This is a genomic window from Microbacterium sp. LMC-P-041 (assembly GCF_030209555.1).
GTDB lineage: Bacteria > Actinomycetota > Actinomycetes > Actinomycetales > Microbacteriaceae > Microbacterium.
Map to the genome: position 1 here is coordinate 139,732 of NZ_JARVRV010000008.1, position 15,017 is coordinate 154,748.

Annotated in this window: 8 protein-coding genes; 1 reads left to right on the forward strand and 7 read right to left on the reverse strand. The window is 66.1% G+C overall.

The genetic code is table 11. The annotated features are described in order from the left end of the window. Positions 1-3: 3 nt before the first annotated feature. Positions 4-933, reverse strand: a complete 930-nt coding sequence (locus tag QRN21_RS15350) for a carbohydrate kinase family protein (RefSeq protein ID WP_285365015.1) — start codon at positions 931-933, stop codon at positions 4-6. An 85-nt stretch (positions 934-1,018) separates the two neighbouring features. Between QRN21_RS15350 and QRN21_RS15355 the strand changes: the two genes are divergently transcribed. Continuing rightward, positions 1,019-1,609: a hypothetical protein gene (locus tag QRN21_RS15355; RefSeq protein ID WP_053098903.1), complete on the forward strand. Its 591-nt coding sequence runs from the start codon at positions 1,019-1,021 to the stop codon at positions 1,607-1,609. A gap of 91 nt (positions 1,610-1,700) precedes the next feature. Here the strand turns inward: QRN21_RS15355 and rpoC are convergent, their stop codons facing one another. From rpoC to QRN21_RS15385, 6 genes are all read right to left on the reverse strand, one after another. Continuing rightward, positions 1,701-5,576, reverse strand: coding sequence for a DNA-directed RNA polymerase subunit beta' (rpoC, locus tag QRN21_RS15360; RefSeq protein ID WP_053098902.1), 3,876 nt, complete (start codon positions 5,574-5,576; stop codon positions 1,701-1,703). Between the two features lie 85 nt (positions 5,577-5,661). Then, entirely contained in the window at positions 5,662-9,165 is a 3,504-nt protein-coding gene (gene rpoB, locus QRN21_RS15365) for a DNA-directed RNA polymerase subunit beta (protein WP_053098901.1), read from the reverse strand. A gap of 268 nt (positions 9,166-9,433) precedes the next feature. Further along, the gene (locus QRN21_RS15370) at positions 9,434-11,134 is read right to left on the reverse strand and encodes an ABC transporter ATP-binding protein (protein ID WP_285365020.1); all 1,701 of its coding nucleotides are present in this window, start codon (positions 11,132-11,134) and stop codon (positions 9,434-9,436) included. Continuing rightward, on the reverse strand, positions 11,131-12,096 hold the full coding sequence (locus QRN21_RS15375) for an ABC transporter permease (protein WP_053098899.1): 966 nt from the start codon (positions 12,094-12,096) through the stop codon (positions 11,131-11,133). The genes QRN21_RS15370 and QRN21_RS15375 overlap by 4 nt, the downstream gene beginning before the upstream one ends. A 34-nt stretch (positions 12,097-12,130) precedes the next feature. Further along, positions 12,131-13,135, reverse strand: coding sequence for an ABC transporter permease (locus QRN21_RS15380; protein WP_053098898.1), 1,005 nt, complete (start codon positions 13,133-13,135; stop codon positions 12,131-12,133). 86 nt (positions 13,136-13,221) lie between these two features. Beyond that, entirely contained in the window at positions 13,222-14,895 is a 1,674-nt protein-coding gene (locus QRN21_RS15385) for an ABC transporter substrate-binding protein (RefSeq protein WP_053098897.1), read from the reverse strand. Positions 14,896-15,017 lie beyond the last annotated feature (122 nt).

A 15,017-nucleotide genomic window follows, 5' to 3' on the forward strand; every position in this document is an offset into this window, starting at 1 on the left:
CGGTCAGCTGCCGAACACGCCGCGATCGGTGTCAGCGATCGACTCCGGAGTCCGCAGCAGGCCGCCCTCGGCTCGGCACGTCGCAGCAGCCACATCCATGGCTCGATCGAGCAGGTGCTGCCAGCCTTCCGCATCGGAGGGTGTCCCCTGAGCAAGGCCGGCCGCCACGGCCGCGAGAGTCGCATCTCCGGCTCCCACGGTGTCGACGACGCGACCGGGCAGCGTCGAGATGGGCGCCGTGACGATGCCGGCATCCGACTCGAGGGCTGCACCATCGGCGCCTGCGGTCGCGAGCACCGCGCTCACCCCGAGCGCGCGCAGCCGCGCCCTCAGCGCATCGAGATCGCCGTCATAGAGGAGAGCCGCATCATCGGCGCCGATCTTGACGATCGACGCTCCTGCGGCGGCGCGCTCGAAGCCCTGCACGAACTCGGCACGGTCGCTCAGCATCCCCGACCGTGGGTTCGGGTCGACAGCGAGGCGAGTGTCGCCGACGGCGTCGAGCAGGGCGTCGACCTCACCGGGCACGTCGAAGGGGAAGCAGCTGACGGCCACGAGATCCGAATCGGCGATCGCACGGACAGCCGCGTCGGAATAGCGGATGCTGCGCCGCTGCGCGGCCTCGTTGAACACGTAGACGGGCTCGCCGTCGGGACCACGCTGCACGATCGCCCGGGACGAGCCCAGCGGCGCCTCGCTGGCGATCAGCCGCACGTCGTGATCGTCGAGGTATTCGCGAATGTGCGCCCCCGCTTCGTCGTCCCCGACCATCGCGATCAGGGTGGTCGGCACACCGAGCCTGCGAAGACCGACGGCGACGTTCAGTGCCGCGCCGCCGACCAGCTCACGCACCCCGCCGACGTCGTGGATCTCGTCGATCAGCGCGTCTCCGACGACGACTGCACCGGGCATAAGGGAGGAATCATCACTCATTCCGCCGACACTACCGCGAGAGCGGCTTCCGCGGCGGTTCGGTCAGCCTCCCTGCACGGGCTGGGCACAGCGCTACGGTGAGCGCATGAACGCTCGAATCGCCGCCGGCGCTGCGGCTCTCCTGCTCCTCGCCGTGCTCACCGGCTGCGATCCGACCGGTTCGGGCACCACGCCGTCGAACGATTCCGCTGAACCGTCGTCGAGTCCGGGACCGGACGAATCGGAGAGCCCGTCGCCCTCCCCCACACCGACAGAGACTCCGATCGCTCTGCCGACCGACTGCAGGGCGATCCTCTCGGACGACGTGCTCGCACAGCTCGAGGGAGTGCCACTCAATGACGCGGCCTTCGGACCGTCCGGGGTCGGAGACGACGGCGAGCTCACCTGCATCTGGGCGGATCCGAGGGCGGACACCACCCGGCTGGTCACCACCATCTCCCTGATGAACCGAGGGCCGGCCCTCGACATGCTGAACGCTCTCGTGGCCGACGAGGGCTACACGTGCTTCACTCCCGACGGCGGCACGCGCTGCGAGAAGACCTGGCAGAACGAGCAGTACCCTGTCACCGACGGTCGCACCCTCTTCTGGCGGGACGACGTGCTGATCGACTCCCAGTACTCGAATCTCGCGCCCGAGGGATACACCTCGAGCATCGTGGCGCACCTCTTCGACTGATCCGTCCCCCTGTCCACGGCAGGCACCCCGGATCCGGGCACGAAGAAGGCCCCGGGCGAATCGCCCGGGGCCTTCTCACTCACTCACTCGATCAGTTGTACGTACCCGGCGTGATGTCGTCCGTCGAGAACGCGTCGAAGTCGACGTAACCGAAGTCGCCGTCGGCGTACGCACCGTCGGATGCGAAGATCCGGTTCGGGTAGCGCTCGCTCTTGGCTTCCTCCGTCGCCTCGACCGTGACGTCGCGGTACTTCGAGAGACCGGTTCCGGCGGGGATGAGCTTTCCGATGATGACGTTCTCCTTGAGACCGACCAGCGGGTCGCGCTTGCCCTCCATGGCGGCCTGCGTGAGAACGCGGGTCGTCTCCTGGAAGGAAGCGGCCGACAGCCACGACTCGGTCGCGAGCGACGCCTTCGTGATACCCATCAGCTCCGGACGGCCGGACGCGGGGCGCTTGCCCTCTGCCACAGCCTCGCGGTTGATCGCCTGGTAGCGCTTGAGGTCGACCATCTCACCCGGGAGCAGGGTCGTGTCGGCGTGATCGACGACGGTGACCTTGCGGAGCATCTGACGGACGATGACCTCGATGTGCTTGTCGTGGATCGGCACACCCTGCGAGCGGTAGACACCCTGGACGCCGCCGACGAGGTAACGCTGCACCTCGCGGGCACCCATGACGCGCATGACCTCCTTGGGGTCGAGCGTTCCGACCAGGAGAGGCTGACCGACCGTGACGTGCTGACCGTCCTCGACCAGAAGCGTCGCACGCTTCAGGACCGGGTAGATCACTTCCTCGTCACCGTTGTCGGGCGTCAGGATGACCTTCTTGGCCTTGTCCGTCTCGTCGATCGTGATGCGGCCATCGGCCTCGGCGATCGGCGATGCGGCCTTCGGGGTGCGAGCCTCGAAGAGCTCCTGCACGCGGGGCAGACCCTGCGTGATGTCATCTGCCGACGCCGAACCACCGGTGTGGAACGTACGCATCGTCAGCTGGGTACCGGGCTCACCGATCGACTGTGCCGCGATGATGCCGACGGCCTCGCCGATGTCGACGGTCTTACCCGTCGCGAGCGAACGGCCGTAGCACTGCGCGCAGACACCGACGGCGGAGTCGCAGGTGAGGACCGAGCGCACCTTGATGCTCTCGACACCGAGACCGACCAGCTTGTCGATGAGAACGTCACCCACGTCGTCGCCGGCAGAGGCGAGGACCTCGCCCTTGCTGTCGACCACGTCGGAGGCCAGCGTACGAGCGAACACCGAGTTCTCGACGTTCGCGTCGCGCACGAGCTCACCCTGCGAGTTCGGAGCGGCGATCGGGAGCTCGAGGCCCTTCGACGTGCCGCAGTCCTCTTCGCGGATGATGACGTCCTGCGAGACATCCACCAGACGACGGGTCAGGTAACCCGAGTCGGCGGTACGCAGAGCGGTGTCGGCGAGACCCTTACGGGTACCGTGCGTCGCGATGAAGTACTCCGCAACCGACAGACCCTCGCGGTACGAGGAGATGATCGGACGCGGGATGATCTCACCCTTGGGGTTGTTCACCAGACCACGCATACCGGCGATGTTCCGGATCTGCAGCCAGTTACCACGAGCACCCGACGACACCATGCGGTTGATGGTGTTGTCCTCGGGGAAGTTGGCCTTCATCGCAGCCTGGACCTCGTCGGTCGCCTCGGTCCAGATCTTGATGAGCTCCTGACGACGCTCGACGTCGGTCGTGAGGCCCTTCTCGTACTGGGACTGGACCTTCGCGGCCTGCTTCTCGTAGCCCGCGACGATCTCAGCCTTGTTCGGCGGCGTGAGGATGTCGCTCAGGGCGACGGTCACACCCGAGCGCGTGGCCCAGTAGAAACCGGCGTCCTTGATGCGGTCCAGCGACGCAGCCGTCTCGACCTTGGGGTACTCCTCGGCCAGCTTGTTGACGATCTGCGACAGCTTGTTCTTGTCAGCCTGCTCGCGGACGAACGGGTATCCCTTGGGCAGCGTGTCGTTGAAGATCGCCTGACCGAGCGATGCGTCGACGAGACCGTGACGCTCGTAGCCCTCGGGAGCTTCGCCCTCGAGGAACGTGAGACCCGGGATGCGGATGCGGACCTTGGCCTGCAGGTCGAGGGTTCCCTCGTCCTTCGCCAGGATCGCCTCGCCCACCGAACCGAATGCACGGCCCTCACCGGCTGCGCCCGCCTTGACCGTGGTCAGGTGGTGCAGACCGATGATCATGTCCTGCGAAGGCAGGGTGACCGGGCGTCCGTCGGACGGCTTCAGGATGTTGTTCGACGCGAGCATCAGCACGCGGGCCTCGGCCTGAGCCTCGACCGACAGCGGCAGGTGGACAGCCATCTGGTCACCGTCGAAGTCGGCGTTGAACGCCGCGCAGACGAGCGGGTGCAGCTGGATGGCCTTGCCCTCGACGAGCTGAGGCTCGAAGGCCTGGATGCCGAGACGGTGCAGCGTGGGCGCACGGTTGAGCAGCACCGGACGCTCGCGGATGATCTCCTCGAGCACGTCCCAGACCTCGGGACGCGTGCGCTCGACGGCGCGCTTGGCCGCCTTGATGTTCTGCGAGTGACCGAGGTCGATCAGGCGCTTGATGACGAACGGCTTGAAGAGCTCCAGAGCCATCTGCTTGGGCAGACCGCACTGGTGCAGCTTCAGCTGCGGGCCGACGATGATGACCGAACGGCCCGAGTAGTCGACGCGCTTGCCGAGCAGGTTCTGGCGGAAACGACCCTGCTTACCCTTCAGCATGTCGCTGAGGGACTTCAGGGCACGGTTACCGGTACCGGTGACGGGACGACCACGGCGACCGTTGTCGAACAGTGCGTCGACGGCCTCCTGCAGCATCCGCTTCTCGTTGTTGACGATGATCTCGGGAGCACCGAGGTCGATCAGACGACGAAGACGGTTGTTGCGGTTGATCACACGACGGTAGAGGTCGTTGAGGTCGGAGGTCGCGAAGCGGCCACCGTCGAGCTGCACCATCGGGCGCAGCTCCGGCGGGATCACCGGAACGACGTCGAGGACCATGGCGGCCGGGCTCATGCCGGTCTCCAGGAACGAGTTGACGACCTTCAGACGCTTGATCGCGCGGATCTTGCGCTGGCCCTTGCCCTCGGAGATCTGCAGGTGCAGGCTCTCCGCCTCGGCTGCCAGGTCGAACGCCGCGAGGCGACGCTGGATCGACTCGGCGCCCATGTAGGCCTCGAAGTACTGACCGAAGCGGTCCTGGAGCTCGTGGAAGACGTCGTCCTCGGGACGCAGTGCGCCGACCTCGAGCGTGCGGAAGTCCTCCCACACGCGCTCGAGCTTGGCGATCGCCTCGTCGGCACCCTTGCGGATGAGCGACATCTCCTTCTCGGCGGCGTCCTTGACCTTCTTCTTCGCGTCGGCCTTGGCGCCCTCCGCCTCGAGGGAAGCGAGCTCCTCCTCCAGGCGAGCCAGGCGCTCGGCGATCTTCGCGTCGCGGCGGTCTCCGAGCGTCTTCAGCTCGAGACGGATGTTGTTCTCCTGCGTGCCCAGGTCGCGGTGACGAGCATCCTCGTCGACCGAGATGACCATGTAGGCGGCGAAGTAGATGACCTTCTCGAGGTCCTTCGGCGCCATGTCGAGCAGGTACCCGAGACGCGAGGGAACACCCTTGAAGTACCAGATGTGGGTGACGGGAGCGGCGAGCTCGATGTGACCCATGCGCTCACGACGGACCGAGGACTTGGTGACCTCGACGCCGCAGCGCTCGCAGACGATGCCCTTGAAGCGGACACGCTTGTACTTGCCGCAGGCGCACTCCCAGTCGCGGGACGGGCCGAAGATCTGCTCTCCGAAGAGACCGTCCTTCTCCGGCTTCAGGGTGCGGTAGTTGATGGTTTCAGGCTTCTTGACCTCGCCGTAGGACCAGGCGCGGATGTGGTCCGCGGTGGCCAGGCCGATGCGAAGCTCATCGAAAGTGTTTGACTCGAGCACAAATTCTCCTGTGTAGGAATTCTTCTGAAGAAATCGGGGAGGTGGGCCGCCGACCGGGCGTGACGCGCGGTCGGCGGCCTGGACCTTAGATCTCGTCGATCGAGGCGGCCTCGAAGCGGCTGGAGATGTTGATGCCGAGTTCCTCCGCAGCGCGGAAGGCCTCGTCGTCGGTGTCACGCAGGTTGACGAGCGTGCCGTCTGCCGAGAGGACCTCGACGTTCAGGCAGAGCGACTGCATCTCCTTCATGAGCACCTTGAAGGACTCGGGGATGCCGGGCTCCTGGATGTTCTCGCCCTTGACGATCGCCTCGTACACCTTGACGCGGCCGAGGATGTCGTCGGACTTGATCGTGAGGAGCTCCTGGAGCGCGTATGCGGCGCCGTAGGCCTCGAGGGCCCACACCTCCATCTCACCGAATCGCTGGCCACCGAACTGCGCCTTACCACCGAGCGGCTGCTGGGTGATCATCGAGTACGGACCCGTCGAACGTGCGTGGATCTTGTCGTCGACCAGGTGGTGCAGCTTCAGGATGTACATGTAGCCCACCGAGATCGGCGCCGGGAACGGCTCACCGGAGCGGCCGTCGAACAGCTGCGTCTTTCCGGTCGAGTCGATCAGGCGGATGCCGTCACGGGTCGGGGTGGTCGCATCGAGGAGACCGGAGATCTCCTCCTCGCTCGCACCGTCGAACACCGGGGTCGCGACCTTGGTGCCGGGGGCAGCCTCGAACGCGTCCTTGGGGAGCCGTGCAGCCCACTCCGGGGTGCCTTCGACCTTCCAGCCCTGCTTCGCGATCCACCCGAGGTGGGTCTCGAGCACCTGGCCGAAGTTCATTCGACCGGGGATGCCCAGCGGGTTCAGGACGATGTCGACCGGGGTTCCGTCCGCGAGGAACGGCATGTCCTCGATCGGGAGGATCTTGGCGATGACACCCTTGTTGCCGTGACGACCGGCGAGCTTGTCACCCTCGGTGATCTTGCGCTTCTGGGCGATGTAGACCACGACGCGGCGGTTGACACCGGAGCCGAGCTCGTCGTCGCCGTCCTCGGCGTTGAACTCCTTGACGGCGATGATCGTGCCCTGCTCGCCGTGGGGCACCTTGAGAGAGGTGTCACGGACTTCGCGGCTCTTCTCGTTGAAGATCGCGCGGAGCAGACGCTCTTCCGCCGACAGCTCGGTCTCGCCCTTCGGCGTGACCTTGCCGACGAGGATGTCACCGGGGCGGACCTCGGCACCGATGCGGATGATGCCGCGCTCGTCGAGATCCTTCAGGAGCTCGGGGCTGACGTTGGGGAGGTCACGGGTGATCTCCTCCTTGCCGAGCTTCGTGTCGCGCGCGTCGACCTCGTACTCCTCGATGTGGATCGAGGAGAGGGTGTCGTCCTTGACCAGGTCCTGGCTCAGGATGATCGCGTCCTCGAAGTTGTAGCCCTCCCACGTCATGAACGCGACGAGGAGGTTCTTTCCGAGTGCCAGTTCGCCGTTCTCGGTGGCGGGGCCATCGGCGATGACCTCTCCGACCTCGACGCGGTCGCCCTCGTTGACGACGACCTTCTGGTTGTACGACGTGCCCTGGTTCGAGCGGTCGAACTTGCGCAGGTGGTAGTCCTGCGTTCCACCCTCGTCGAGCATGACGGTGACGCGGTCTGCGGAGACCTCGGTGACGACACCCGGCTTCTCAGCCGTGAGCACGTCGCCGGCGTCGATGGCCGTGTAGCCCTCCATACCGGTTCCGACGAGCGGCGAGTCGCTGCGGAGCAGCGGCACAGCCTGACGCTGCATGTTGGCGCCCATGAGTGCGCGCTGTGCGTCGTCATGCTCGAGGAAGGGCACGAGCGAGGTCGCGACCGACACCATCTGGCGCGGCGAGACGTCGATGTAGCCGATCTCCTCCGGAAGGAAGAGGTCCACCTCACCGCTACCGCCCTTGGGGCGCGCGAGGACGTGGCTCTCGCGGAAGCGACCGTTCTTGTCGAGCGGGGCGTTCGCCTGCGCGATGTTGAAGTCGACCTCTTCGGAAGCGGTCAGGTAATCGATGTGCTCGGTGACGACGCCACCCTCGACCTTGCGGTACGGGGTCTCGATGAAACCGAACGAGTTGATGCGCGCGAACGTCGCGAGAGCACCGATCAGACCGATGTTCGGGCCTTCAGGGGTCTCGATGGGGCACATGCGGCCGTAGTGCGACGGGTGGACGTCACGGACCTCGACGCCTGCGCGGTCACGGCTCAGACCACCGGGGCCGAGAGCCGAGAGGCGGCGCTTGTTGGTCAGACCCGCGAGCGGGTTGTTCTGGTCCATGAACTGCGACAGCTGCGAGGTTCCGAAGAACTCCTTGATCGCGGCGACGACGGGGCGCACGTTGATCAGGGTCTGCGGCGTGATCGCCTCGATGTCCTGCGTGGTCATGCGCTCGCGGACGACGCGCTCCATGCGGGACAGACCGGTGCGGACCTGGTTCTGGATCAGCTCGCCGACCGCGCGGATGCGACGGTTGCCGAAGTTGTCGATGTCATCGGTCGCGATGCGGATGTCGGCCTTCTTGCCCGAGCGGATGCCGGGGAAGGTCTCTTCCGTGCCTGCGTGCAGACGCACGAGGTACTTGATCGTCGCGACGATGTCCTGAACCGTGAGGACCGAGTCGGTCAGCGGAGCGTCGAGACCGAGCTTGTGGTTGATCTTGTAACGACCCACCTTCGCGAGGTCGTAGCGCTTCGGGTTGAAGTAGAAGTTGTCGAGGAGCGCGCGGGCGGCCTCGGCGGCGACCTGCTCGCCCGGACGCAGCTTGCGGTAGATGTCGCGGAGCGCATCTTCCTTCGTGACGATCGTGTCCTTCGCGAGCGTCTCCTCGATCGAGGTGTAGCCGGCGAACTCCGTGAGGATCTCCTCGCTGGTCATGCCCAGCGCCTTGAGGAACACGGTGACCGACTGCTTGCGCTTGCGGTCGACGCGCACGCCGACCTGGTCGCGCTTGTCGATCTCGAACTCGAGCCATGCACCACGGCTCGGGATGACGCGAGCCGACACGATGTCCTTGTCGGACGTCTTGTCGGGGGTCTTGTCGAAGTACACACCGGGCGAACGCACGAGCTGCGAGACGACGACGCGCTCGGAGCCGTTGATGATGAACGTTCCCTTGTCGGTCTGCAGCGGGAAGTCGCCCATGAAGACCGTCTGGGTCTTGATCTCACCCGTGAGGTGGTTCATGAACTCGGCCTCGACGTACAGCGGAGCGGCGTACGTCTTGCCGCGCTCCTTGCACTCCTCGATCGAGTACTTCTCCGGCTCGAGGTAAGGGTTGGTGAACGACAGCTGCATCGTCTCGCCGAGGTCCTCGATCGGAGAGATCTCCTCGAAGATCTCGCCGAGACCGCTGTTCTCGTTCACGTCGGTGCGGCCGGCCTTCTTGGCCTCTGCGACTCGAGCCTTCCAGGCGTCGTTGCCGACGAGCCATCCGAAGGATTCCGTCTGCAGAGCGAGAAGGTCAGGGACCGTCAGCGTGTCGGAGATCTTGGCGAACGAAAGACGGGAAGCTCCGCGTCCGTTCTTGGTGGTGGTGGATGTGGATGCGTTGCGAGCAGCAGCCAAGGGAATAACCTCCGTGAGCCCCGCAGGGCTTCTCGATTCCTTTGTCGTCAGGTGGAGTGTGCGCTCAAAGACTCAACGAAATGCCGACCACCATATGAGGGCACGGAGAAGCGAGCGCAACTACCAACTATACGCGCGATCTTGCGACATGGCAAGCGCAATCCTTGACCTTCTTCGGATGCTGCGGTAATGGCACCCGGAAGCATCGTCCGCAGACCCAGTGCGCCCGCCCCGGAGCTCGCGCTCGGGGCGGGACGCATCGTCGTGGTCAGGAGGCGATGTTGAGTTCGTTCCCCGGGATCGACGCCAGCAGACGTCGCGTGTACGGGTCTCGAGGATTCGTGAAGATCTCCTCCGAGGATGCCGCCTCGACGAGCGAGCCGTCCTTCATCACGCACACGTAGTCGCTGATCAGGCGGACCACGGCGAGGTCGTGGGAGATGAAGAGATAGCTGAGTCCGTACTCGGTCTGCAGGTCGCCCAGCAGGTTCAGGATCTGATCCTGCACGAGGACGTCGAGCGCTGACACCGGTTCGTCGCACACGATCAGCTCGGGCGAGAGCGCGAGTGCACGGGCGATCGCGACACGCTGACGCTGACCGCCGGACAGCTCGGACGGATACCGGCGCAGCATCGACTGCGGCAGCGCCACGTCGTCGAGCAGCTGCCGGACGCGCTTGCGCCGATCGGCGCCGCTCCCCCGCTTGTAGAAGTCCAGCGGCTCGGAGATGAGGCGCTCGATGGTGAACATCGGATTCAGGCTCGAGTACGGATCCTGGAAGATCGGCTGCACCTTCTGCCGGAAGTCCCGGGTCTCCGCACGGGTGAGCGAGGAGACGTCCTTGCCCTCGTAACGGATGAGACCGCTCGTCGGCTCGATGATCTTCAGCAGCATCCGCGCGGTCGTCGTCTTGCCCGAACCGGACTCGCCCACGATCGCCACCGTCTCGCCGCGCGGGATGGCGAGCGACACGTCGTTCACGGCGACGAAGTCCTCTTTCTGCCCTCGGACCGGATAGACCTTGGTGAGGTTCTCGATCTCGACGATGTTGTCCGCTGTCGGCAGGGCGAGCGCGCCCGAGGCATCCTCGGCTGCGTTCGGATCGGACGGACGTTCCTCGGCGTGGAACGCCTCCGGGCGCAGACGCGCGGCAGCCACAGACGGCGCCGCCTGCACGAGCGACTGCGTGTAGGGGTGCTGCGGATTCTCGAGGATCTGCTTCGCCGGCCCCTGCTCGACCACCTTGCCGCGGTGCATCACGATGACGCGCTCGGCACGCTCGGCCGCGAGTCCCAGATCGTGCGTGATGAGCAGCACGGCGGTGCCGAGCTCGCGCGTCATGTCGCCGATCTGGTCGAGGATCGTCTGCTGCACCGTCACGTCGAGTGCGCTCGTCGGCTCGTCCGCGATCAGCAGGCGCGGTTTGCACGCCAGGCCGATCGCGATCAGCGCGCGCTGGCGCATGCCGCCGGAGAACTCGTGCGGGTACTGCTTCGCGCGCTTCTCGGGATCCGGCAGTCCGGCGGCTGTCAGCGCCTCGACGACCTTCTGCTGCACGTTCTGCCTGGTGGCGAGTCCGTGGGCGAGCAGGGTCTCGGCGACCTGGGTGCCGATCTTCGCGACCGGATTCAGGTTCGACATGGGGTCCTGCGGCACGAGGCCGATGTCGCGCCCGCGGATGGTGCGCAGCTCGCTCTCGGGAGCGCGGGTGATGTCCTTGCCGTCGAGGCGGATGCTGCCGCCGGCGACGCGCCCGCCACCGGCGAGCAGCCCGATGATGGCCATGGCAGTCGTCGACTTGCCCGACCCGGACTCCCCCACGATCGCGACGGTCTGGCCCGGCGCGATCTCGAGGTCGACTCCCTCGACGGCGTGCACGACGCCGTCCATGGTGGCGAAGTCGACCGCCAGCCCTTCGACGGACAGCAGCGGAGCGTCCGTGGTCCGTGTCTCTTTCGCAGCGTTCATCGTGCTCTCGTCCTCGGGTCCATGGCCTCGCGCAGGGCTTCACCGAACAGGGTGAAGCCGAGCGCGGTGACCGCGATGCAGATGCCGGGCAGGAATGCCAGCCATGGCGCGATGGCCAGCTCGGCCTGGGCGTAGGTGAGCATGCGGCCCCACTCGGCCGTCTCGGGACGACCGCCGCCGAGACCGAGGAACGACAGCGCCGCCGCATCGATCACCGCCGTCGCGAGCGTGAGCGTGCCCTGCACGATGACAGGTCCGATGGCGTTCGGCAGCACGTGCGACATGGTGATCTGCCCGCGACCGAGCCCCAGCGTCTGGGCGGAGAGCACGTAGTCGCTCGATCGCTGCTGCAGCATCGACGCCCGCAGGAGGCGGGCGAAGATCGGAACCTGGGATGCTCCGATGGCGATCATCACCGCGAAGGGCGTCTGACCCAGGATCGCGGCGATGGATACCGCCAGCAGCAGGTTCGGCACCGACAGGATGATGTCGACGATGCGCATGATGAGGGTGTCGACCCATCCGCCGAACGTGCCGGCGAGGAGTCCGAGGATCATTCCGCCGACCAGACCGAGCGCGGTCGAGATCACACCGATCAGCAGCGACGCCTGCGCGCCCCAGATGAGCTTGGAGAGCACATCGCCGCCGAACCGGTCGAGCCCGAGGGGGAACTCCGGCAGCTCCCCCGGACCGGGGATGTGCGTCGGCGTGATGTACTTCGCGCCGGGCAACGCCGTCTCGGGGTACGGAGCGAGCAATGGCGCGAGCACCGAGACGAGGACGAACACCAGCACGATGCCGGCGCCGATCCAGGCCGTCGGGTTGCGGCGGAGGCGGCGGAACACGTCGCGCCAGAACCCCCCGGGCCCCTCTTTGAGGCCGGCCTGATTCACGGCGACCGTGTCGACGACCGAGCCGCTCGCCGCGGACGGACCCTGCGCGGGTGGGAGCGAGATGGTCATGACGCCACCCCCTTTCGGAGAACGAGACGGATCATCACTGCACCCGCACTCTCGGATCGATGAAGCTGTACGACACGTCGACGGCCAGGTTGATCAGCGCGTAGGCGATCGCGATGAAGATGATGAACCCCTGCAGCACGGGGAAGTCCCGTGTGAAGATCGCCCTCGCGAGGAAGGACCCGATGCCGGGGAACGCGAAGACGGTCTCGGTGAGCACTGCCCCCGAGATCAGGAGCCCGGTCTGCAGACCGATCGTCGTGATCACCGGCAGCATCGCGTTGCGGAGGATGAAGCGACTGCGCAGCGTCGACGAGCCAACGCCCTTCGCCCGCCCCGTCCGCACGTAGTCCGCGTTCTGCACTTCGAGCACGCTCGCCCTGGTGATGCGGACGATGATCGCGAGCGGGATGGTGCCGAGCGCGAGTGCCGGGAGCACCAGGTGCATGAGGGCATCCCACGAGGCGTCGAACTCGCCGGTGATGATGCCGTCCCACACATAGAACCCCGTCGGATGGGTGGCGTCTATTCGTGGGTTCTGCCTGCCGTCCGACGGCAGCCAGCCGAGCTGCACGGCGAACACGTACTTGAGGATGAAGGCGAGGAAGAACACCGGGATGGTGATGCCGATGAGGCTCAGCACGACCGACGCGTGGTCGGTGAATTTGCCGTGGCGGCGAGCGGCCCAGTATCCGAGCGGGATGCCCACGCCGACCGCGAAGATGAGCGCGACGACGCTCAGCTCGATCGTGGCCGGGAATCGGCGGAAGAACTCCTCCGTGACCGGCCGGTTGGTCTGGATCGATGTGCCGAAGTCGCCCTGCAGCAGGCGGCCGACCCAGATGAAGTACTGCTCGATGATGGGCTTGTTGAAGCCGTAGAGCTCGTTGACCCTCGCGATGGCCTCGGGTGTCGCCTTCTCGCCGAGAAGCGCGACGGCCGGGCCGCCGGGGAGGGCCCTGACCCAGGCGAACAGCAGGATGCTGAGGCCGATCAGGGTGGGGATGAGGAAAAGCAGTCGTCTGCCGATGGTGCGCAGCAAGAGGTCTCCGTTGATCAGAAGGTACGCCGGGCCCGGGTCCCCGCGGCGAGCGCGGGGACCCGGGTGGGCAACTCAGTCGGTCAGACCTACTCGGTGAGGACGATGTCCGTGAAGACCTCGTCGTTCACCGGGCTGGCGGGGTAGCTCTCGACACGCGGGTCGAACGCCAGTGTGGGCGCCGGGTGCGCGAGCGGGACACCGGGGATGAACTGCGCGACCATCTCGTTGATCTCCTCGTAGAGGGCCGTCTGGTCCTCGAGGTTGGAGACGCCGCGAGCCTCGTTGAGCTTCTGGAACAGCTCCGGGTTGTCGAAGCCCCACTCGGAGCTCTGCTGCCCGAAGAAGACGCCGACGAAGTTGTCCGTGTCGTTGTAGTCACCGGTCCAGCCGAGCAGGTGGATGCCGTGGTCCGACGTGCCGGTGGTGCGGTCGAGGTACTCGACCCACTCCTCCGAGACCGGGGTGGTCTCGACGCCGACCTCGGCGAGCTGCGACGAGAGGACCGTGAAGATCTGCTCGGGGTCCGGCATGTAGGGACGCGAGACGTTGACGGGGTAGTTGAAGGTCAGCTTCAGCGGGTTGGCCTCGTCGTAGCCGGCCTCCGCCAGCAGCTCCTTGGCCTTCTCGGGGTCGTAGTCGTAGGTCGTGACATCGGGGTTGTAGCCGTTGACGGTGTCGGGCACGAACTCGATCGCCTTCTCGGTGCCCTCGGGCAGGACCTGGCTGATCAGGGCATCCTTGTCGACCGCGTACGAGAGCGCCTCGCGGACCTTCGGGTCCTGCAGCTCAGGGAGCGCCTGGTTGAACGCGAGGTACAGGATCGTGAACGGAGGACGGGAGACCATGGTGAAGCCGTCGTCCTCGAGTGCCTGCGTGTCGGCCGGACCGACGAGGTCGTAGCCGTCGATGGAGCCGGACTCGAGAGCCTGACGACGCGCGGTCGGGTCGTCGATCGTGCGGAAGATGATCTCGTCGATCTGACCCGCCTCGCCCCAGTAGTCGTCGTACGCCTTGAGCGAGACCTGCTCGCCCGGCGCCCACTCGTCGAACTGGTACGGGCCGGTGCCGACCGGGTGCCCCATCGCGTACTCCGAGAGGACGGGTGCCTCGGCCGAGCCGCTGACCTCGTCAGCACCGAACTCCTGCAGGGCCGAAGGGCTCTGCATGGAGAAGGACGGCAGCGACAGCGACGCCACGAACCCTGCGAACGGCTTGTTCAGGTCGATCGTCACGGAGTAGTCGCCGTCGGGGGTGCAGGACTTGTAGACGGCGTCAGCCGGGTTCTCCGCGTAGCCCTTGAAGAGCTTGTTGTAGTAGTAGCCGAACGCCTCGGAGGCCGCGAGGCCGGTCCAGTTGAACCAGCGGTCGAAGTTCGCGCATACGGCTTCGGCGTTGAACGGCGTGCCGTCGTGGAAGGTCACGTCCTCCTTCAGCGTGAAGGTGTGGCTCATGCCGTCTTCGGACGATTCCCATGACTCGGCCAGCAGCGGTGCCGGGTCGGCCGTGCCGGGCTCGGTGCCGACGAGGCCCTCGAAGATCTGACGCGAGACGCGGAAGCTCTCGCCGTCCTGGGCGAACGCCGGGTCGAGGCTCGCGGGGTCGGAGGACGCCGCGAACACGAAGGTTCCGTCGACATCGCCGGACGCCTCTCCGCCGTCGTCGCCGCGCTCGCTGGCGACGCATCCTGAGAGGACCATCGCGGCGACTGCCGCTCCGGTGACGGCGATGAGACCTCGCCGACGCATGACTGAGTGGTGCATTGTGTGACCTTCCTGTCGAGCGCTGCTGTGCGCGTTCCGAAGACATCGTCGACTTCGGAAACGGTGATTCCTTGAAACTACCCAGTGCGCAGACCGATGCCAAACACCTGCAGGTTTCATTC